The 21,714-nt window shown below is 71.0% G+C and carries 15 protein-coding genes; 7 read left to right on the plus strand and 8 right to left on the minus strand.

Annotation, left to right across the window (positions count from 1 at the left end; all coding sequences use genetic code 11):
• Nucleotides 1–70 precede the first annotated feature (70 nt).
• On the plus strand, nt 71–3,118 hold the full coding sequence (locus OHA17_RS31510) for an NPCBM/NEW2 domain-containing protein (RefSeq protein ID WP_406509347.1): 3,048 nt from the start codon (nt 71–73) through the stop codon (nt 3,116–3,118).
• A 64-nt stretch (nt 3,119–3,182) separates the two neighbouring features.
• On the opposite strand, the gene OHA17_RS31515 is transcribed toward OHA17_RS31510, so the two are convergent.
• From OHA17_RS31515 to OHA17_RS31530, 4 genes are all read right to left on the minus strand, one after another.
• On the minus strand, nt 3,183–3,740 hold the full coding sequence (locus tag OHA17_RS31515) for a hypothetical protein (protein ID WP_406509348.1): 558 nt from the start codon (nt 3,738–3,740) through the stop codon (nt 3,183–3,185).
• Between the two features lie 55 nt (nt 3,741–3,795).
• Nucleotides 3,796–5,532 (minus strand): S8 family peptidase, encoded by a 1,737-nt coding sequence (locus tag OHA17_RS31520; protein ID WP_406509349.1) that lies wholly within the window; start codon nt 5,530–5,532, stop codon nt 3,796–3,798.
• A gap of 374 nt (nt 5,533–5,906) precedes the next feature.
• Complete coding sequence (locus tag OHA17_RS31525) at nt 5,907–7,313, minus strand: NADP-dependent succinic semialdehyde dehydrogenase (protein WP_406509350.1); 1,407 nt, start codon at nt 7,311–7,313, stop codon at nt 5,907–5,909.
• Nucleotides 7,314–7,402: 89 nt separating this feature from the next.
• Nucleotides 7,403–8,386: a PAC2 family protein gene (locus OHA17_RS31530; RefSeq protein WP_406509351.1), complete on the minus strand. Its 984-nt coding sequence runs from the start codon at nt 8,384–8,386 to the stop codon at nt 7,403–7,405.
• A gap of 367 nt (nt 8,387–8,753) precedes the next feature.
• On the opposite strand from OHA17_RS31530, the gene OHA17_RS31535 reads away from it, so the two are divergent.
• The 6 genes from OHA17_RS31535 (at nt 8,754) to OHA17_RS31560 (ending at nt 16,543) form a co-directional block, all read left to right on the plus strand.
• A complete protein-coding gene (locus OHA17_RS31535) occupies nt 8,754–10,073 on the plus strand; it encodes an enolase C-terminal domain-like protein (protein ID WP_406509352.1) in 1,320 nt (439 codons plus the stop codon).
• Complete coding sequence (locus OHA17_RS31540) at nt 10,070–10,846, plus strand: SDR family NAD(P)-dependent oxidoreductase (RefSeq protein ID WP_406509353.1); 777 nt, start codon at nt 10,070–10,072, stop codon at nt 10,844–10,846. The genes OHA17_RS31535 and OHA17_RS31540 overlap by 4 nt, the downstream gene beginning before the upstream one ends.
• 24 nt (nt 10,847–10,870) lie before the next feature.
• Nucleotides 10,871–11,908 (plus strand): sugar ABC transporter substrate-binding protein, encoded by a 1,038-nt coding sequence (locus OHA17_RS31545; RefSeq protein ID WP_406509354.1) that lies wholly within the window; start codon nt 10,871–10,873, stop codon nt 11,906–11,908.
• A 2-nt stretch (nt 11,909–11,910) separates the two neighbouring features.
• Nucleotides 11,911–13,479, plus strand: a complete 1,569-nt coding sequence (locus OHA17_RS31550; RefSeq protein WP_406509355.1) for a sugar ABC transporter ATP-binding protein — start codon at nt 11,911–11,913, stop codon at nt 13,477–13,479.
• Entirely contained in the window at nt 13,476–14,507 is a 1,032-nt protein-coding gene (locus tag OHA17_RS31555; protein WP_053723487.1) for an ABC transporter permease, read from the plus strand. The genes OHA17_RS31550 and OHA17_RS31555 overlap by 4 nt, the downstream gene beginning before the upstream one ends.
• A 176-nt stretch (nt 14,508–14,683) precedes the next feature.
• The gene (locus tag OHA17_RS31560) at nt 14,684–16,543 is read left to right on the plus strand and encodes a serine/threonine-protein kinase (protein WP_406509356.1); all 1,860 of its coding nucleotides are present in this window, start codon (nt 14,684–14,686) and stop codon (nt 16,541–16,543) included.
• A gap of 61 nt (nt 16,544–16,604) precedes the next feature.
• On the opposite strand, the gene OHA17_RS31565 is transcribed toward OHA17_RS31560, so the two are convergent.
• The 4 genes from OHA17_RS31565 to glpK form a co-directional block, all read right to left on the minus strand.
• Nucleotides 16,605–17,276, minus strand: coding sequence for a FadR/GntR family transcriptional regulator (locus OHA17_RS31565; protein WP_406509357.1), 672 nt, complete (start codon nt 17,274–17,276; stop codon nt 16,605–16,607).
• A 64-nt stretch (nt 17,277–17,340) separates the two neighbouring features.
• Nucleotides 17,341–18,417 carry an LLM class flavin-dependent oxidoreductase gene (locus tag OHA17_RS31570; RefSeq protein WP_406509358.1) on the minus strand — a complete coding sequence of 359 codons (1,077 nt, stop codon included), beginning with the start codon at nt 18,415–18,417 and terminating at the stop codon, nt 17,341–17,343.
• Between the two features lie 126 nt (nt 18,418–18,543).
• Complete coding sequence (locus OHA17_RS31575; protein WP_406509359.1) at nt 18,544–20,154, minus strand: FAD-dependent oxidoreductase; 1,611 nt, start codon at nt 20,152–20,154, stop codon at nt 18,544–18,546.
• A 5-nt stretch (nt 20,155–20,159) separates the two neighbouring features.
• Nucleotides 20,160–21,686 (minus strand): glycerol kinase GlpK, encoded by a 1,527-nt coding sequence (glpK, locus tag OHA17_RS31580; protein WP_406509360.1) that lies wholly within the window; start codon nt 21,684–21,686, stop codon nt 20,160–20,162.
• Between the last annotated feature and the right edge of the window lie 28 nt (nt 21,687–21,714).

Below are 21,714 nucleotides of genomic sequence, written 5' to 3' on the forward strand. Positions count from 1 at the left end.
CCGGGGGCGGTTTCGTTTTTCCTGGGCCCACCCCATGGTCCAATGCTCGTTTGTGCGCTAAACACGCTCTATGCAATCACCAATACGCACGAGAGTGGCGCTCGCGGGAGCAGCCGTGCTCGGTCTGCTCGCGGTGTTCGGCGGGCCCGGCAGCGCGCAGGCGGCCGCGCCCGCCGACACCCCCGCCGATACCTCCGTGGGAAACGTGACCGGCTTCGAAGCCGCCGCGGGCTCCGTCTTCAAGCTGCACGCGGGCGCGGCCGAGGCCCGCGTCAGCTTCGTCACCGCGGACACCTTCCGCATCGAGCTCGCCCCGGACGGCGAGTTCACCGACCCGGCCGGCTCCGACATCGTCCTGCCGCAGGGCAAGCCGCCCGCCGCCCGCTGGAAGGACAAGGGCGACCGTTACGAGCTGAGCACCGACAAGGTCACCCTGCGCGCCTTCAAGTCCCCGCTCCGCTTCGCCCTCCACAAGGCGGACGGCACCCAGCTCTGGGCCGAGACCAAGCCGCTGAGCTGGACCAAGGACACCACCACCCAGACCCTGTCGCGCGGCGCCACCGAGCAGTTCTACGGCGGCGGCATGCAGAACGGCCGGGGCAACACCTCGCACCGTGACCAGACCGTCCAGGTCGGCGTCGACGACAACTGGAACGACGGCGGCCACCCCAACTCCGTGCCGTTCTACCTCTCGACGGCCGGCTACGGCGTCTTCCGCAACACGTACGCCCCCAATACGTACGTCTTCGGCCAGCCGGTCACCGCGAGCGCCAAGGAGCAGCGCTTCGACGCCTACTACTTCGCGGGCGATGCCAAGCAAGTCATCGGCGACTACACCCAGTTGACCGGAAAGCCGTTCCTGCCGCCGGTCTACGGGCTCGAACCCGGCGACTCCGACTGCTATCTGCACAACGCCAACCGAGGCGAGCGCCACACCCTCGACGCCCTCAAGATCGCAGACGCGTACAGGACCAACGACATGCCGAACGGCTGGATGCTGGTCAACGACGGCTACGGCTGCGGCTACGAGAACCTGCCCGAGACCGCCAAGGGCCTGCAGAACGACTCCATGCAGATGGGCCTGTGGACCGAGGACGGCCTCGACAAGCTCGCCGACCAGGTCAAGGCGGGCCAGCGCGTCGCCAAGCTCGACGTCGCCTGGGTCGGCGACGGATACAAGCACGCGCTGGACGGCTGCAAGGCCGCCTACCAGGGCATCGAGGCCAACAGCGACGCGCGCGGCTTCACCTGGGCCCCGGAGAGCTGGTCCGGCGCACAGCGCTGCGGCGTCCAATGGTCCGGTGACCAGTCGGGGGGCTGGGAGAACATCCGCTGGCAGATCCCGACGTACGCGGGCGCGACCCTCTCGGGCCTCGCCTACACCAGCGGCGACATCGACGGCATCTTCGGCGGCAGCCCCAAGACGTACACGCGCGACCTCCAGTGGAAGTCGTTCCTGCCCGCCGTGATGACCATGGACGGCTGGGCCGCGAGCGACAAGCAGCCCTACCAGTACGGCGAGCCCTACACCTCGATCAACCGCAGCTACCTCAAGCTCAAGGAGTCGCTGCTGCCCTACATGTACTCCTACGCCCACGAGGCGACCAAGACCGGCATCGGGCCCGTCCGGCCACTGGCTCTGGAATACCCGAACGACCCGAAGGCCGCCACCGACGCCGCCAAGTACGAGTTCCTGTCCGGCGAGGACTTCCTGGTCGCGCCGGTCTACCAGGACACGACCGTGCGCAACGGGATCTATCTGCCCCAGGGCACCTGGATCGACTACTGGAGCGGGCGCACCTACCAGGGCCCGACCACCGTCGACAACTACAGCGCGCCGCTCGACACGCTGCCCCTGTTCGTGAAGGCGGGCGCCGCCGTCCCGATGTGGCCCGGCATCCGCTCCTACCAGGACCGCACCGCGAACTCGCCGCTGGCCTGGGACATCTACCCGCAGGGCCGCTCCTCCTTCCAGCTGTACGAGGACGACGGCGTGACCCGCGCCAACCGGACCGGCGCCTACGCGACCCAGCGCGCCGACGTCTCGGCCCCGCAGCGCGGCTCCGGCGACGTGACCGTCCAAGTGGGCGCCGGCAAGGGCGAGTTCAAGGGCAAGCAGACCGCCCGCCCCTACGAGCTGACGCTGCACACCGGCAGCGCGCCCGCCAAGGTCGAGGTCCAGGGGAGCCGGCTCGCGCGGCTCGGCTCGAAGGCCGCGTACGACAAGGCCGCCACCGGCTGGTTCTACGACCCGAGCGACCGGGGCGGCGTGGTCCTGGTGAAGACCGCGACCCTGCGCACGGACAAGGCCTTCGAGGTGAAGCTCAAGGACACCAGCGCCGTGGGCGGCCGCACCCCGGGCGACCGGGTCGCGCTGGCCGCGCCCGCCGGGCAGGAGCTCGGCGCGGGTGCGCCCGGCAAGGTGGCCGTGGACGTCACCGCCGGCGCCAAGGACGCGACCGGCGTCCGGGTGTCCGTCGCCGCACCGGCCGGGTGGGCCGTAACCCCGGCCGCCGCGCTCGACCGGATCCCGGCCGGCGCGACCCGGCGCGTCGAGGTGGGCGTCACTCCCGCCAAGGACGCCAAGCCCGGCGAGGTCACGCTGGACGTCAACTCGGCGTCGAATCAAGGGAGTTCGCAGCAGCGGATCGCGGTCTCCGTGATGCCGGCGCCGCCCGCGGCCGACACCTGGGCCAGTGACATGGTCTGGCTGACGTCGGCCAACGGGTACGGGCCGCCCGAACGCGACCGCTCCAACGGCGAGTCGGGGGCGGCCGACGGCCACACCCTCACGCTCGCCGGGAAGACGTACGCCAAGGGGATCGGCGCCCATGCCGACTCCGACATCGAGGTCTACACCGGCGGCCGGTGCACCGCCTTCACCGCCGACGTCGGCATCGACGACGAGATCAACGGCTACGGGGAGGTCGCCTTCTCCGTCGAGGCGGACGGCAAGGTCCTGTGGACCTCGCCGAAGGTGACCGGAGCCTCGGCGACCGTGCCGGTCGACGTGCCGCTCGGCGGCGCCCGGCACGTCCACCTGAAGATCACCGACACCAACAACTCGAAGTCCGGTGACCACGGGGACTGGGCCGCCGCCAAGTTCACTTGCGCCTAGACAGCACACGGCGGGCGCCGGGCGGGAACGTGCCCACCCGGCGCCCTCTGTGCGGGAGTTGGCGCTACTGCTTGTTCACCACGATCGCCTGGATGACGCTGTTGGTGGTGTCGTAGAACCCGATGACCTGCTGCCCGAACGCGAAGGCCTCCTGGACCTCGTCATGGGTGACGGGGTTGGGGTTCGCGAGCTGGCGCCAGTTGCCGTCGATGAACAAGTACAGGATCGACGGCTGGCCGGGCAGCGGGGTCACGACGTCCCAGAACTTCGTGGCGATGCCGCTGACCAGGGCGGCGCTGTTGACCGCGGCCGGCAGCACGAGCGGCTGGCCGATGCCCTGCTGCTGACCCTGCTGGCCGCCCATCTGCTGGAGCAGCTGCTGGTAGGGCTGCTGCTGGCCGAGCTGCTGGAGCTGCTGCTGGATCTGCGGCGGCTGCTGCTGGCCGATGCCCTGCTGGCCGTACTGCGGGGTGAAGCCCTGCTGGCCGTAGCCCTGCTGCTGGCCAAAGCCCTGCGGCGGGGACGTGCTGGGGCCCTGCTGGCCCATCTGCTGGCCGTACTGCTGCTGTTGGTGCATCTGGTGCTGCTGGTGCTGCTGGCTCATCTGCGGGGTGGTGCTCATGCGGGTGTCACCTTCCCTTTTGTGAGTTCCGCTAGCTGTCCGGTGTCCGTGACGCTCAGCCGGCGACCACCAGGCCGACGACCTCGTCGTCCGAGAACCAGACCCGTATGTCCGGCCGTCCGGCCGCGAAGGCGGAGTGCACCGCCTGGCGGAGTTCGGGCGCGGGGTCGTTCAGATTGCGCCATGCGCCGGCCACGAACAGCCGGAGCCTCGGGGGCAGTTCATGGGGGTACGGGATCAGCTCGTCCCAGTACCGTTCGGCCTGGCCGGTGCCGACCGTCGAGGGCATCAGACGGGTCACCGCGGCCTTGATGTCGGGCCGGTTGCCGATGCGCTGGGAGGCGGGCCGCTCCGGCGCGTCCTGCTGCGGGGAACCGGTCGACCGCAGGATCGTACGGGCCCGCTCCGGCGTCATCGGGTCCTGCCCGGTGGCCTTCAGCATGCCCTGGAGCGAGGCGAGGGCGCCGACCACGATGGGCGAGGCCGACGACGTCCCGGAGAACGTGTCCGTGTACCAGGCGATCTCCTCGGCACCGCCCTGGAGGTCGCCCGCCCGGTCCCAGAACCCGCCGGTCGTGGTGGTCTCGCGGCCCCAGCCCTGGGCGTCCACGCGGGCGCCGTAGTTGGAGAACGCGAGTCGTGAGCGGTCCGGGCCGTGGTCGCGGCCGTGCGTGCCGGGCGGCGGGGCGCCCGCGCCGACCAGGACCGCGCCCGAGGACTGGTTGGACGGGTTGAAGGGGTTGCGCCAGTCCTGCGGGAAGCCCTCGGGGCGCCGCTCGTACAGCGCGTCGTCCAGGCTCTCGCCGCCGTTGCCGCCGGCCGCCACCACCAGGACGTCCTTCGCGGTCGCCCAGCGGATCGCCGCGAAGTCGTCCGGCCACCACTCGATCGGGATGTAGCCCTCCTGGTCGTCCCGGGCCTGGAAGTCGAACCTCGGCCCCGGACGGTGCAGTTCGACCAGGACGATGTCACCGGGCGAGAGCCGCTCGGCCGCGGCATGGATCGCCGCCGCCGTGCCGATGCCCTGGAACGAGGCGGCCGCCGTGACCGCCTCCGGGGCGATCCCGGTGATGCCCTTCTCGTCCCGGTCGCCGCCGATGACCCCGAGCACGGCCGTGCCGTGGTTGCGCCACGCCAGGTCCTGCACCGGGTTGCCGACCACGATCCCGGCGAGCTTGTCCACCAGGTCCTCGTGGCCCAGCTGCCAGGCGCCCTCGACGTCGATGACGGTGACGCCCTCGCCGGAGCCGCCCGGGCGCAGCCACGCCCAGTAGGCGTCGACGCCCTCGGGCGCGGGGTTCAAGTAGCCCTGCCGGCCGGTGTAGTCGGGCGTCGCCGGGGCGCCCTCCTTCAGCCGCTTGATGGTCTCCTCGTCGCGTCCCGTCATCGAGGCGGGCACGGCGCCCGGCTTCACGTACGCCGTCTCGACCTCGGGCAGCGCGGCGAGCCGCGCGCTCAGCTCCGTGGCCCGCTCGCCGCCACCGCGTACCCGGTAGTAGAGGGACAGGTCCGGGAGCGCCTCGCGGGAGGTGCCCTGCGGGACCTGGGCCAGCCGCTCCTCGCGGCCGAACAGCGGTTCCAGGGCGATCTGTTCGTCGGTGAGGAACATCGAGAGAGCCGAGGTGTCGGCTCCGGAAGCCGACCGGACGCCCTCAGCGCCGACACGCAGCCGGGCCTCGGCCCGTGCGACGACGATCAGTTCCGGCTCGGCTCCGTGATAGGTGAATCCAGCTCCATCGGGTCCTGGCCCCGCCGTTCCGGGGTCCTGACCCGGGTGAATCCGATCGGTCATCGCTTCCGCCGCTCCCCTCGGGTGCTGTGCTTGGCGTGCCTACGGGGACACACCTTGCTACCTCAGCGCCGGAACGTAAACCCCGCTGGCGCGAACAAAGTTTGAAATCAAGCTGAATGGGCACCCCGTGCATTTGGACCGGAAACCGATGTCACGCCGCAATTAGGCCAAACACGGCGGGGGTTGGGGGTGCCCGGTGGGGTGCGAGCGGTCCCTGTGACAGGGAAGTTGACGTGTCTGTGCGGGGTGGCCGGATACGCATCCGGGCCACCGGCGTGACGGCCCCGGCCCGCTTTCCGGTTTGCGACGACGGCGGGGCCGGGGCGCGACCCGTTCCAACTGCCGGTGGGGCGTGGTCGGTTGTGGGGGAGGGGTCAAGAACCCGAAGGCTCCGCGCCGTGCCACACCGTGGTCACGTTGCAGAACTCCCGGATGCCGTGCCCGGACAACTCGCGCCCGTACCCGGACCGCTTGATCCCCCCGAAGGGGAAAGCAGGATGAGACGCGGTCATCCCGTTGAAGAACACCCCGCCCGCCTGGAGGTCCCGCACGCAGCGCTCGACTTCGGCGCTGTCGCGGGTCCAGACGTTCGAACTGAGGCCGAACGGGGAGTCGTTGGCGACCGAAACCGCCTCGTCGAGGTCCCGCACCCGGTACAGCGTGGCGACCGGACCGAACGTCTCCTCCTGGTGGATCCGCATGTCCGCGGTGATGCCGGCGAGGACGGTGGGCAGGTAGAACCAGCCCCGGTCGCTCCCCTCGGGGCGGCCCCCGCCGCACAGGGCCCTCGCTCCCTTGCGTACGGCGTCGTCGACGAGCTCCTCCAGGTCGGTCCGGCCCTGCTCGCTCGCCAGCGGGCCGACGTCCGTGTCCTCCAGGAGCGGGTCGCCGACCCTCAACTCCCGCATTCCCGCGGTGAATTGCTCGGCGAACGCGTCGTAGACGTCCGTGTGGACGATGAAGCGCTTCGCGGCGATGCAGGACTGCCCGTTGTTCTGCACCCGGGCGGTCACCGCGGTCCGCGCGGCCCGCTCCACATCGGCGGAGGGGAGCACGAGATAGGGGTCGCTGCCGCCGAGTTCGAGCACCGTCTTCTTGATCTCGTCGCCGCAGATCGCCGCGACGGAGCGGCCCGCCGGCTCGCTGCCGGTCAGCGTCGCGGCCGCCACCCGACGGTCCCGCAGCACCTTCTCGACGCCGTCGGAGCCGATGAGCAGGGTCTGGAAGCAGCCGTCGGGGAAGCCCGCCCGGCGGAACAGGTCCTCCAGGTACAGCGCGGTCCCCGGCACGTTCGACGCGTGCTTGAGCAGGCCCACGTTGCCCGCCATCAGCGCGGGCGCGGCGAACCGTACGACCTGCCAGAGCGGGAAGTTCCACGGCATCACCGCGAGGACCACGCCGAGCGGCCGGTAGTGGACCCGGGCCCGCTCGGCGCCGGAGTCGTGGACGTCGTCCTGGGCGGGCTCCTCGTCGGCGAGCAGCGCCGCCGCGTGCTCGGCGTACCAGCGCATCGCCTTCGCGCACTTCGCCGCCTCGGCCCGCGCCGCCGCGATGGGCTTGCCCATCTCCAGGGTCATGGTGCGCGCGATGTCGTCCCGGTCGCCGTCGAGCAGGTCGGCGGCCCGCAGCACCAGCCGCGTCCGCTCGTCGAAGCCGGTCGTTCGGTATCCGGCGAAGGCGGTCTCGGCCGTGGCGAGGCGGCGCTCCACCTCCTCGGGCCCCATGGCGCCGAAGCTCTTGAGCGTCTCACCGGTAGCCGGATTCACCGTGGCGATGGCCATGACGTACGACACCTCCCGAAGGCACTGGTCCTTCGACCTTCCCGCGCGAGGGGAGGCGCCGCAACGCGAACCGGGGCCGGCCCCGGGGGCTACTCCTCGGGGGACTCCTCGCCGGGGTCCTCCTTCTTCGGCGGCTTCGGCGGCCGGGTGCGCCCGCTGGAGGTGTCCCGCAGATAGGACCCGTCGGCCTCGGTGGCGGGGCCGCCCGCCGTGGCCTGGCCGAGTCCTGGGCCGCCGTCCCGGCGGCGCAGGTACCGCTCGAATTCGCGGGCGATGGCCTCGCCGGACGCCTCGGGCAGATCCGCGGTGTCCCGCGCCTCCTCAAGGGTCTGGACGTACTCGGCCACCTCGCTGTCCTCGGCGGCCAGTTGGTCGACGCCGAGCTGCCAGGCCCGGGCGTCCTCCGCGAGCTCGCCGAGCGGAATCCTGAGGTCGATCAGGTCTTCCAGGCGGTTGAGCAGGGCCAGCGTGGCCTTGGGGTTCGGCGGCTGGGACACGTAGTGCGGCACCGCGGCCCAGAGGCTGACCGCGGGAACTCCCGCGTGCGTACAGGCCTCCTGAAGGATGCCGACGATGCCCGTGGGGCCCTCGTACCGGGTCTCCTCCAGATCCATGGTCCGCGCCAGGTCCGGGTCGGAGGTCACGCCGCTGACCGGCACCGGCCGGGTGTGCGGGGTGTCGCCGAGCAGCGCGCCCAGGATCACCACCATCTCGACGCCCAGCTCATGCGCGAAGCCCAGGATCTCGTTGCAGAACGAGCGCCAGCGCATCGACGGCTCGATGCCGCGCACGAGCACCAGGTCGCGCGGCTTGTCGCCGCCGACCCGCACCACGGAGAGCCGGGTCGTCGGCCATGTGATCTTGCGGACTCCGCCGTCCAGCCACACGGTGGGCCGGTTGACCTGGAAGTCGTAGTAGTCCTCCGCGTCCAGCGCCGCGAAGACCTCGCCCTTCCATGCCCCGTCCAGGTGCGCGACAGCGGAGGAGGCGGCGTCGCCCGCGTCGTTCCAGCCCTCGAACGCGGCGATCATGACCGGGTCGACCAGCTCGGGAACGCCCTCCAGCTCGATCACCCAGTGCCTCCCTCAGAAGTTCCCTTGCGTACGTCCCAACCTTACGGCTTCAGACCTACCCAGCCGCAGCCCCCGTGCACGGCCCTCCGGCGTCGGGAGTGGCAGGGGAATGAAGGGGGCCCGGGTGGGGCAGCAGCACATTCGGGCGCCGATTCATCCGAGCTGTGTGGCGTGAATTCGTGCAAGACCCTGGACGGTGGCGCTCGGCCGGGGATATACATCGGATGACCGGAAGAGATCCGATGTTCACCCGGACGTTCCCGCAAAGGTTCCTGCGGACGTTCGTTCAGCGATTCATCGGTTCATCGCGGCGCAGATCCACGGGTAGTGCCACCGATAGATCCACGTGTTCATCCAGGGGGCGTGCATGAGGCCGAGCGTCACGGGGTTCGAGGTACACGACATCCGCTTTCCCACCTCGGAACAGCTCGACGGCTCGGACGCCATGAATCCGGACCCCGACTACTCGGCCGCCTATGTGGTGCTGCGCACCGACGACGGCCACGAGGGCCACGGCTTCGTCTTCACCATCGGCCGCGGCAACGAAGTGACCGCCGCCGCCATCGAGGCGCTGCGGCCCTACGTCGTCGGCCGCCCGGCACCGGCCGCCGCGGCCGACCTCGCCGCCCTGCACCACGACCTGACCCACGACTCCCAACTCCGCTGGCTGGGGCCCGAGAAGGGGGTCATACACATGGCGGCGGGCGCCGTCGTCAACGCGGCCTGGGACCTGGCGGCCACCACGGCGGGCCTGCCCGTGTGGGAGTTCCTCGCCTCGATGTCGCCCGAGGACCTCGTCTCGCTCGTCGACTTCCGCTACCTCACGGACGTACTGACCCGCACCGAGGCGCTCGCCATCCTGCGCGCCGCCGAACCCGGCCGCGCCGAGCGGGCCCGGCTCCTGCGCGCCGAGGGCTACCCCGCCTACACCACCTCGCCCGGCTGGCTCGGCTACGACGACGCCAAGCTGGTCCGGCTCGCCAAGGAGGCCGTCGCCGACGGCTTCGTCCAGATCAAGCTGAAGGTCGGCGCCGACCTCGACGACGACGTCCGCAGACTGGGCCTGGCCCGCGCCGCCGTCGGCCCCGGCATCCGCATCGCCGTCGACGCCAACCAGCGCTGGGACGTCTCCGAAGCGATCCGCTGGATGGCCGCGCTCGCCCCGTACGAGCCGCACTGGATCGAGGAGCCGACCAGCCCCGACGACATCCTCGGCCACGCCGCCGTGCGGGCCGGGCAGCCGGTCAAGGTCGCCACCGGCGAACACGTCGCCAACCGGGTCGTGTTCAAACAGCTCCTCCAGGCGGGCGCGGTCGACTTCGTGCAGATCGACGCGGCCCGGGTGGCCGGGGTGAATGAGAACCTGGCGATCCTGCTGCTCGCCGCCAAGTACGGCGTGCCCGTCTGCCCGCACGCGGGCGGGGTCGGCCTGTGCGAACTCGTCCAGCACCTCGCCATGTTCGACTTCGTCGCCGTCTCCGGCAGCCGCGAGGACCGGGTCATCGAGTACGTCGACCACCTCCACGAGCACTTCGCCGCGCCCGCCGTCGTCGAGGCCGGCCGCTACCGCGCCCCGACCGCCCCTGGCTTCTCCGCCCGCATGCACCCCGCCACCATCGCCGCCTACCGCTACCCGGACGGCCCGCAGTGGCTGGCCCGTCGACCGGCACAGGAGGTCAACTCATGAGCAGCGCAAGGGACTTCGAGGACATGGCTGCCCTTGTCACGGGCGGCGCATCGGGCATCGGCGCCGCCGTCGCCGAACTCCTGATGGAGCGCGGCGCCCGTGTCGCCGTACTCGACCGGGACGTGAAGGGCGCCCCGCCCGGCACCCTCGCCCTGGAGGCCGACGTCACCGACGACGCGGGCGTACGCGACGCGGTCGAGCGGGCCGTGGGCGAACTCGGCGCCCTGCACACCGTCGTCTCCAACGCGGGCATCGGCGCCGTCGGCACCGTCGAGGACAACGACGACGCCGAATGGCACCGGGTCCTCGACGTCAACGTCCTCGGCATGGTCAGGGTCGCCCGGCACGTGCTGCCCCATCTGCGGCGCGCGGCCGGGGAGCGGCCCGGCCGCGCGTCCCTCACCCAGACCTGCTCGATCGCCGCCACCGCGGGCCTGCCGCAGCGCGCCCTCTACAGCGCGGCCAAGGGCGCCGTCCTCTCCCTCACCCTGGCGATGGCCGCCGACCACGTCCGCGAGGGGGTGCGGGTCAACTGCGTCAACCCCGGCACGGCGGACACCCCCTGGGTCGCCAGGCTGCTCGACCGGGCGGACGACCCGGAGGCCGAGCGGGCCGCCCTCCGGGCCCGCCAGCCGATGGGACGCCTCGTTACGGCGGCCGAGGTCGCCGCCGCCATCGCCTACCTCGCAAGCCCGGCGGCGGCCGCCGTCACCGGCACGGCCCTCGCGGTCGACGGCGGCATGCAGGGCCTGCGCCTGCGACCGAGCAGCTAGAGCCACTTCACGAAGGACGGGATCATGAGAGTGCGTACGACAACCGCCGCCGCCTGCACCGCACTTGTCGCGGTCGCGCTGCTCACCGGCTGCAACCGCGAGTCCGGCGGCGGCACCGGATCCCAGAAGGTCGGCATCGACCTGCCGCGCAGTGACAGCGACTTCTGGAACTCCTACCAGCAGTACATCGAGAAGGGCGTCAAGTCCGGCGAGGTCTCCGCGCTGCCGCTCACCAACTCCCAGAACGACGTGGGCAAGCTGGTCGCCGACGTCACCGCCTTCACCGACCAGGGTGCCAAGGCGGTCGTCATGGCCCCGCAGGACACCGGCGCGATCGCCTCCACCCTGCAGAGCCTGAACCAGCGGGGGATCCCGGTCATCAGCGTCGACACCCGCCCCGACAAGGGCGACGTCTACATGGTCGTACGGGCCGACAACAAGGCGTACGGCGAGAAGGCCTGCAAATACCTGGGTGAGCAGCTCAAGGGCAAGGGTGAAGTCGCCGAATTCCAGGGCGACTTGAGCTCCATCAACGGACGCGACCGCTCCGAGGCGTTCAAGTCCTGCATGGCCAAGAGCTACCCCGGCATCAAGGTCTACGAGCTGGCCACCGACTGGAAGGGCGACGTGGCCTCCGCCAAGCTCCAGTCCACGCTCGCCGCCCACCCCAATCTGAACGGCATCTACATGCAGGCCGGCGGCGTCTTCCTCCAGCCGACGCTGGCCCTGCTCCAGCAGAAAGGCCTGCTCAAGCCGCCGGGCACCGCGGGTCACATCACGATCGTCTCCAACGACGGCATCCCCGAGGAGTTCGACGCGATCAAGGCCGGAAAGATCGACGCGACCGTCTCCCAGCCCGCCGACCTCTATGCCAAGTACGCGCTGTACTACGCGAAGGCGGCCCTGGACGGCAAGACGTTCAAGGTGGGCCCGACCGACCACGGCTCGAACATCATCAAGATCGCGAACGGGTACGAGGACCAGCTGCCGGCGCCCCTGGTGACCCGGGCCAACGTCGGCGACGCCTCGCTGTGGGCGAACCAGCTGCAGAAGAAGAGCTAGCCATGGCACACGGACCAGTGGACGGGCGGGCCATGGAGTCCGAACCCGCCCTGCACGCCCACGGCATCGTCAAACGCTTCGGGCCCACGCTCGCCCTCGACGGCGTCGGCCTGACCGTGCGGCCCGGCGAATCGCACGCGCTGGTAGGCCGCAACGGCGCCGGGAAGTCCACCCTGGTCGGCGTGGTCACGGGGCTGCACCGGCCGGACGCGGGAACCGTCACGTTCGGCGGCGCGCCCGCCCCGGCCTTCGGGGACCGGGCCGGCTGGCAGTCCAAGGTCGCCTGCGTCTACCAGAAGTCCATGGTCGTGCCGGACCTGACCGTCGCCGAGAACCTCTTCCTGAACCGCTTCGAGGGCGAGCGCATCCGCTGGAGCCGGCTGCGCCGCCGCGCCCGTGACCTCCTCGCGGAGTACGGGGTGAACGTCGACCCGGACGCCAGAGCGGGCCAACTGCCGGTGGAACAACGGCAGTTCGTCGAGATCGCCCGCGCCCTCTCGTTCGGCGCCCGCCTCATCGTCCTGGACGAGCCGACCGCCCAGCTCGACGCCCGCGGCATCCAGCGCCTGTTCACCAAGCTCCGCGAACTCCAGGCACAGGGCGTGGCCTTCCTGTTCATCTCGCACCACCTCCAGGAGGTGTACGACCTGTGCACCGCGGTCACCGTCTACCGCGACGCCCGCCAAGTCCTGACGGCCTCCGTCGCCGACTTCCCCAAGGGCGAACTGGTCGCGGCGATGACGGGGGAGCGGCCGAGTGCGAACGGGTCGTCCTGGCGGGCGGGCGCCGGTCCGGCCCGTACGTCGGAGCCGGTCCTGCGGACCGAAGGGCTGGCCCTTGACGGGGAGTTCACGGCGCTCGACCTCGTGGTCCACCCGGGCGAGGTGCTCGGGATCGCGGGGGCCGCGGCCAGCGGGAACACCGCGCTCGGCGAGACCCTGGCCGGGATGCGCCGGGCGAGCGCGGGCCGGGTCACCGTGCACGGCCGGGCGGTGAAGCCGGGCAGCGTGCCGCACGCCCTCGACGCGGGCATCGGCTACATCCCGGAGGACCGGCACCGCCAGGGCCTCGTCCCGAACCGCTCCGTCGCCGAGAACGCGACGCTCACGGTGACCGACCAGCTCGGGCCGTGCGGGACCGTACTCCCTTCCAGGACAAGGGAGTTCGCGCTCTCGATGATCGGCTCGCTGGACATCAGGACGCGGGGGCCCGAGCAGCCGGTGTCGGGCCTGTCGGGCGGCAACCAGCAGAAGGTCGTGGTGGCCCGCGCGCTGGCCCGAAAGCCGGTGGCCCTGGTCGCGGTACGCCCCACGGCGGGCGTGGACGTGAAGTCCAAGGACGCGCTGCTCGGCGTGGTGCGGCAGGTGGCCGACGAGGGCAGCGCGGCGGTGATCATCTCCGACGAGCTCGACGACCTCAGGGTGTGCGACCGAGTGCTCGCGCTGTTCCACGGGCGGGTCGTCGCGGAGTACGACAGCGGCTGGAGCGACTCGGAGCTGGTCGCGGCGATGGAAGGTGTGCGGGGCATGGACGGCACGGCAGGTGTGGACAGGACGGGGGAGCGGCCATGACCGGTACGGCGACCGAGGCACCGGCGGGCGTACGGGACACGAGCCCTCTGGGACGCCTTTCCCACATCCGCTGGAGCGACTTCTCCCTCGTGCCCGTGATCCTCGTCCTGATGGTCATCGGCTTCATCGTCTCGCCGGTGTTCCTCACCTCGGGCAACCTGATCAGCGTCATCCAGCAGTCCTCCGAGCTGAGCCTGCTGGTCCTCGGCCAGGCGCTGATCCTGATCTGCGGACGCATGGACCTCTCCCTGGAGTCGACGATCGGCATCGCGCCGGTCGTCGCGATGTGGCTGGTCCTGCCGTCCTCGGCCCCGGCCGGCCGGTTCACGGGCGTCGGCCTGCTGCCCGGCTGGACGGCGATCCCGGTGTGCCTCCTGGTCGGCCTGGCGATCGGCGCGTTCAACGGCTTCCTGATGCTGAAGCTCAACGTCAACGGGTTCATCGCGACGCTCGGGATGCTGACGATGCTGCGGGGTCTGCACGTCGGCATCACCGGCGGCCGCTCGATCATCGACATGCCGCAGTCCTTCCGCTACCTCGGCATGACGGACTGGCTCGGCGTACCCGCCGCCGTCTGGATCTGCCTCGCGCTCTTCGCGATCGGCGGGGCGGCGCTTGCATGGCTGCGGCACGGGCGGGCGCTGTACGCGATCGGGGGGAACGCGGAGGCCGCGCGGGCGGCGGGGATCCGGGTGGACCGGGTGACGTGGATCGTGCTGGCGGTGGGCGGGCTGCTCGCCGCGTTCGCGGGGATCCTCTACACGGGACACTACGGTTCGGTCGCGGCGAACCAGGGGAACGGGTGGATCTTCCAGGTGTTCGCGGCGGCGGTGATCGGGGGGATCTCCCTGAAGGGCGGCCGGGGGACGTTGTTCGGAGCGCTGACCGGTGTGCTGACCCTCCAACTGGTGGTGAACGTCATGACGTTGGGAGGGGTGCCGGCGCTCTGGAACCAGTTCCTGAACGGGGCGATCATCATCGTGGCGCTGGTGATCAGCCGATTCGCGAGCGGCGAAAAACAGGACTAGGGCCCACCCCGCCCCGGGGCCGACCGAGCTGGGACGTGGCCGAAAACGGGGTGTAAGGGGCGAGGAGAACCGCGTGAGTGGGCGGAGATGGGGGTGGGCCGGGAAGTTGGATACCCTCTCGCGGTTGGCTTCGGGGCATCGGCGGGCCGAACTGCCGTGACAGGGGATGGATTTTCATGAGTGCACCTTCCACCGACCTTTTCCAGCCGCTGAGGCCGGACGACCCGGCCACGGTGGGCGGATACCGTCTGACCGCCGTGCTGGGCGCGGGCGGCATGGGCAAGGTGTACCTGTCCTACACCCCGGGCGGCCGCCCCATCGCCCTCAAGGTGATCCGGCCCGAGTTCAGCGAGGACCCCGAGTTCCGGCGCCGCTTCCAGCAGGAAGTGAAGGCGGCGCAGCGGGTCCAGGGCCTCTACACCGCGCCCGTCATCGACTTCGACACCGAGGGCACCCAGCCCTGGCTGGCCACGGCCTACGTACCCGGCCCCTCGCTCGCGCACGCCGTGGGCCGGCACGGACGGCTGCCGCTGCGCAGCGTGCTGCTGCTCGCCGTCGGGGTCGCCGAGGCCCTGCACGTCATCCACGGCGCGGGCATCGTCCACCGCGACCTGAAGCCCGCGAACGTACTCCTCGCCGCCGACGGCCCCCGCGTGATCGACTTCGGTATCGCCCGCGCGGCCGATGCCACCTCCCTGACCGGCCACGGCGTCAGCGTCGGCACGCCCGCGTTCATGGCGCCCGAGCAGGCCGCCGCCGGTACGGTCACCGCGGGCACCGACATCTTCGCCCTCGGCCAGATCGTGGCGTTCGCGGCGATCGGCGCGCCCGCGTACGGCGAGGGCTCCTCGCACGCCGTGCTGTACCGCATCGTGCACGAGGACCCCGACCTCAGCGCGCTGCCGGCGGAGCTGCTGCCCCTGGTGACGCGGTGCCTCAGCCGTGACCCGGCCGACCGGCCCAGCCTGACCGAGGTCATCCAGCTGTGCCACGACCTCTCGCCGGTCCCGCTCCGCCAGGGCGAGGACTGGCTGCCCCAGGAGGTCGCCGGCTCCATCACCGAGCGCCTCCAACTGCCCGAACCGGCGAAGACCCCGCCGCCGCAGCCCGCCGTGGCCCCGACGCCGACCGAAGTCTCGGCGCAGCCCCCGACGCAGGGCGCGAACCCGTACGCCCCCACCGGTCTCGGCATGGCCGCCGCCCCGACGCAGAGCGCGCCCGCCGCTCCGATGCACGCACCGACCGCTCCCGCGGCTCCGGGTGCGGTGCCGCCCGGCTACCAGACGCCCCCGCCCGGCTACCAGACCCAGCCGGGTTACCCGACCCAGGCCGGCTACCAGACGCCTCCGCCCGGGTACGGGCCCGGCTACCCCACCCCGGCGCCTTCCCACCACCCCGGGTACCCGCCCGCCGCGCCCAAGCGCAAGCGGACCGGGCTGATCATCGCCGGGTCCGTCGTCGCGGCGGTCATCGGGATCGCGGTCGTCGTCTCCCTGCTGCCGACCGGTTCCGGCAACAAGGCCAAGGGCAGCTCCAGTTCGGCAGGCGGAAGCAAAGCCGCCGACGGCGGAACCCAGGGCAGCGGCTCGACCGGCAAGAACGAGAAGCCCGCCGACCCCACTCCGGCCTCGTACAAGGGCATCAACCTGACGGCCAACTACCAGCTCATGCTGGCCGACAACCCGCCGCGCCCCGGCACCGGCGGCAGCGCCGGCGTGTCCTATAACCACGGAGACCTGTACTTCTACATGGACACCCTCTTCGGGGACACGAAGCTCGGGACCGACAACGGCAAGCTGGTCGTCCTGAACAACTCGGAGAAGGGCTCGCTGGAGACCTGCCGCGCCGAAACCCGTTACACCGAGACGATCGGTCTCGACCAGCTCACGGACGGGTCGGAGATCTGCGTGCTCAGCGACGCGGGCCACATCGCGGTGGCGACGTACCGCGGCAAGTCCGGCACGAACGACCCGAGCAAATACATCACCCTCGACCTCAAGATCTGGCGCAACGCCGAGGAGCCGAGGAAGCACTGAGGAGGGCGCGGGACGGCCGCGTTCCGCCAGGGGGCGCGGAGCTGGGAAGGGGCGGGGAGGTCTACAGGGTTGACCTCAACCACTGCTCCACGCTGGCGATGTGCACAGTCGCCCAGGACCGCGCCGCCTCCGCGTCCCGGTCCCGCAGGGCCGAGAGGATCGCCCGGTGCTCGTGCAGGGTGCGGCTCACCGCGTCCTCCTGGGTGAGGCCCCGCCAGATACGGGCCCGGGTCGTGGGCCCGGACAACCCGTCGAGGAGCGAGCACAGCACCGAGTTCCCCGACCCCGCCACGATCCCCCGATGGAATTCGAGGTCGGCCGCGACCAGCTCCTCCACCGAGGGCTCGGCCCCCAGCGCGTCCAACTGGGCCGACAGCGCGTCGAGTTCGGCATCGCTGATCCGGGTCACCGCCATCGCCGTCGCGGCCGGCTCCAGAATGCGCCGTACCGCGAGGAACTCCAGGACCGTGTCGTCCCGGTGGAAGTCGACGACGAAGCTCATCGCCTCAAGCAGCAACTGGGGGTCCAGGCTGGTGACGTACGTGCCGTCGCCCTGGCGGACGTCCAGGATGCGGATCAGGGACAGCGCCCGCACCGCCTCGCGCAGGGAGTTGCGGGACAGGCCGAGCTCCGCCGCCAGTTCGCTCTCCTTGGGGAGCCGGTCGCCCGGCCGCAGCGCACCGGAGACGATCATTTCCTTGATCTTCTCGATGGCCTCGTCGGTGACAGCCATGGGCGACCTCCATACATCCGATGTATCGGCCCCCATTATGCGCGTTCCGCGCTCCCCGCGGTCCTCACTCCCCGAGAGAGCCGGACTCCCACAGAGTGCTCGGCGCCTCTTTCCGTACGACCGGAGCGATCTCCTCGGCGAACCGTGCCAGCGTCTCGACCTGCTCGGCCGTGGAGAGCCCGAACCCGTCGACGGTGACGGACTGGAGGTCGTGCCGGTATGCCTCGTGGAAGCCGAGGATCTTGTCGATGATCTGCTGCGGGGAGCCGATGAGCTGGGGCCCGTCGGTGATGGCGTCCTCGATGGTGCGGAACGGGGTGTTGTAGCCCGCCCTGCCCTCCAGATGCGGCTTGAAGGTCTGCCGTACCTTCGCCTCGTACACCTCCCGGTAGCGCGAGACCGCCTGCTCGGCCGTGTCGGCGATCAGCAGCCCGCCCGAGCCCGCCGCGACATGTGCCCGCGCCGGGTCGTGCCCGTACTCCTCGAACTTCTCCCGGTAGTGCGCGATGAGCTTCGCGTATGCCGCGCGCGGCTGGATCGCGTTGGCCGTGAACAGCGGATCGCCGTGCCGGGCCGCGAGTTCGGGGGAGTTGAGGGAGGTCGCCGAGCCGTGCCAGATCCGCGGCACCCCGTCGTACGGCCTCGGTACGGTCGTGACCTTGGTCAGGGGCGGACGGAATTCGCCCTGCCAGTCCACGCCCTCCTCGCTCCACAGCCGCCGCAGCAGTTCGTACTTCTCCCGCTGGAGGTCCCACTGGCGGGACTCGTCGAGCCCGAACAGGTCGAAGTGGCCGGCCTCCGCGCCCTTTCCGATCACCAGCTCGACGCGGCCGCGCGAGATCTGGTCGAGCGTCGCGTAGTCCTCGGCCACCCGCACCGGGTCGAGGATCGCGACGACGGTCACCCCGGTGAGGAGCCGGATGCGGGTGGTCCGCGCGGCGAGTGCGCCGAGCAGCACGGTCGGGCTGGAGGAGAGGAAGGCCCCGGCGTGCCGCTCGCCGATGGCGTACGCGTCGTAGCCGAGCCGCTCGGCCTCCTCGCCGACTTCGAGGACTTGCGCCAACCGGTCGGCGGGCGAGGGGAGTTCACCGGTCAGCGGGTGCGGGGCGTGGCCGACGATGGAGAGTACTTGAAACTTCATGTCCCAACTCTCGCCCCGCCCTGTTGCAGCCGCGTGTACGCGATGTGGCAGCGGACCCGGCGCGCACGCCGAAGGGGCGGCTCCCGTGCGGGGGAGCCGCCCCTTCTTCACATCACTGACGCTGCGTCAGTTCTTCTTCTGCAGCAGGACGTCGACCTTGTCGCGGATCTCGTCCGTCGCCAGACCCCGGATCGTCAGGGTCGTGCGGCGACGCAGCACGTCGTCCGCGGTCTCGGCCCACTCGTGGTCGCGGGCGTACACGACCTGCGCCCAGATCTCCGGCGCGTCCGGGTGGATGCGCTCGGCCAGCGCCGCGTCGTCGTTGGCCAGGCGCGCGATGTCGAAGGACAGCGAACCGTAGTGCGTTGCCAGGTGCTTGGCGGTGTCGGCCGCCATGCGCGGGCCGGGCGCCGGGCCGTCCACCATCAGGCGGTGGGCGACGGCGCGCGGGTTGGCGATGCCGGGCAGCGGCATCTTGCCGGGGAGCTCGGAGATGGGCTCGAAGTCGTCACCGAGCGGGTGGCCCGGCAGCTGCTCCAGCTTCTTCATCACCGTACGGCCGATGTGGCGGAAGGTCGTCCACTTGCCGCCGGCCACCGACAGCATGCCGCCGCGGCCCTCGGTGACGACCGTCTCGCGCTTGGCCTTGGAGGTGTCGCCCGGACCGCCGGGCAGCACCCGCAGACCGGCGAAGGAGTACGTGATCAGGTCGCGCGACAGCTGCTGGTCGCGGATCGAGAAGGCGGCCTCGTCGAGGATCTGCGCGGTGTCGGCCTCGGTGACGCGGACGTCCGCCGGGTCGCCCTCGAACTCCTCGTCGGTGGTGCCGAGCAGGAGCATGTCCTCCCAGGGCAGGGCGAAGGTGATGCGGTACTTGTCGATCGGGGTCGCCAGCGCGGCCTTCCAGGGGGCGGTGCGCTTGAGGACCAGGTGCGCGCCCTTCGAAAGACGTATGGAGGGAGCCGAGCCCGGGTCCTCCATCTTGCGCAGGTGGTCGACCCAGGGGCCGGTCGCGTTCAGGACGAGGCGCGCGTTGACGCCGAACTCCTCGCCGTCCATGCGGTCCTTGAGGTCGGCGCCCGTGACCCGGCCCTTGGTGAAGCGCAGGCCGGTGACCTCGGCGTGGTTGAGGACGACCGCACCGGCCTCGACGGCCGCGCGGACCGTCATCAGCGCCATGCGGGCGTCGTTCATCTGGTCGTCGCCGTACACGGCCACGGCCTTCAGGTTGTCCGTACGCAGCTCGGGTACGTCCGCCGCGGCCTTCGCGGGGGAGAGCAGGTGGCCGACGCCGTCGCCGAAGGCGGACAGCGCCGAGTAGGCGAAGACGCCGGCACCCAGCTTGGCGGCGCCGTGCGGGCCGCCCTTGTACACGGGCAGGTAGAACGTGAGCGGGTTGGCGAGGTGCGGGGCCACCTGACGGGACACCGCACGCCGCTCGAAGTGGTTCTCCGCGACCAGCTTCACCGCGCCGGTCTGCAGGTAGCGCAGACCGCCGTGGAGCAGCTTGGAGGAGGCGGAGGAGGTGGCGCCGGCGAAGTCACCGGCGTCCACCAGGGCCACCCGCAGACCGGACTGCGCGGCGTGCCAGGCGGTGGAGATGCCCAGGATGCCGCCGCCGATGACCAGGAGGTCGTACGTCGCCTTGGACAGTTGCTCCCGAGTCTCGGCGCGGCTCGGGTGAGAGCCGGAGGCCGGGTGCGTCCCGAGGGCAGGGACGCTCTGCAGGGTGGTCATGTCGATTACTCCTCGTCCTCGATCCAGCCCATGGTCCGCTCGACGGCCTTGAGCCAGCTCTTGTACTCGCTGTCACGCCTGTCGGCGTCCATGCGAGGGGTCCATTCCGCCGCCCGGCGCCAGTTGGCGCGCAGCGCGTCGGTGTCCGGCCAGAAGCCGACGGCCAGACCGGCGGCGTAGGCGGCGCCGAGGCAGGTCGTCTCGGCGACCATCGGACGCACGACCGGCGCGTCCAGGAAGTCCGAGAGGGTCTGCATCAGCAGGTTGTTGGAGGTCATGCCGCCGTCGACCTTCAGCGCGGTCAGCTCGACGCCCGAGTCCTTCGTCATGGCGTCGGTGATCTCGCGGGTCTGCCAGGCGGTGGCCTCAAGCACGGCGCGCGCGATGTGCGCCTTGGTGACGTACCGGGTGAGGCCGGCGATCACACCGCGGGCGTCGGAGCGCCAGTACGGGGCGAACAGGCCGGAGAAGGCCGGCACGAAGTAGGCGCCGCCGTTGTCCTCGACCGAGGAGGCCAGGGTCTCGATCTCCGCGGCGGTCTTGATCATGCCCATCTGGTCGCGCATCCACTGGACGAGCGATCCGGTGACGGCGATGGAGCCTTCGAGGGCGTAGACCGGCTTCTGGTCGCCGATCTGGTAGCCGACGGTCGTCAGCAGGCCGTTGTAGGAGTTGACGGGCTTGTCACCGGTGTTCATCAGCATGAAGGTGCCGGTGCCGTAGGTCGACTTGGCCTCGCCCTCGGAGAAGCAGGTCTGGCCGAACAGGGCCGCCTGCTGGTCGCCGAGCGCGGAGGCGACGGGGATGCCGTCCAGGACGCCGCCCTTGGCGTGTCCGTACACCTCGGCGGAGGAGCGGATCTCGGGCAGCACGGCCGCCGGGATGCCGATGGAGGAGAGGATCTTCTCGTCCCACGCCATGTCGTGCAGGTTCATCAGGAGGGTGCGCGAGGCGTTGGTGACGTCCGTGACGTGCACACCGCCGTCGGTGCCACCGGTCAGGTTCCAGATGACCCAGGAGTCCATGGTGCCGAAGAGGATGTCGCCGCGCTCGGCGCGCTCGCGCAGGCCCTCGACGTTGTCGAGCAGCCAGCGCACCTTCGGGCCGGCGAAGTACGACGCGAGCGGCAGGCCGGTCTCGCGGCGGAAGCGGTCCTGGCCGACGTTGCGGCCGAGTTCCCTGCAGAGCGCGTCGGTGCGGGTGTCCTGCCAGACCAGCGCGTTGTGCACGGGCTCGCCGGTGTTCTTGTCCCACATCAGCGTGGTCTCACGCTGGTTGGTGATGCCGATCGCCTTGACGTCGGCGGCGGTGATGCCCGCCTTCTCGATCGCGCCGGCCACGACTTCCTGGACGTTGGTCCAGATCTCGGCGGCGTCGTGCTCCACCCAGCCCGGCTTCGGGAAGATCTGCTCGTGCTCCTTCTGGTCGACCGAGACGATCCGGCCGTCCTTGTCGAAGACGATGCAGCGGCTGGAGGTGGTGCCCTGGTCGATGGCCGCGATGAACGGGCCGGTGCTGTGCGTGTCGCTCATGGGGTGCTCCCGGTAGGTCCGAAGGGGG

The sequence above is a fragment of the Streptomyces sp. NBC_00212 genome (assembly GCF_045206365.1).
Taxonomy (GTDB): Bacteria; Actinomycetota; Actinomycetes; order Streptomycetales; family Streptomycetaceae; genus Streptomyces.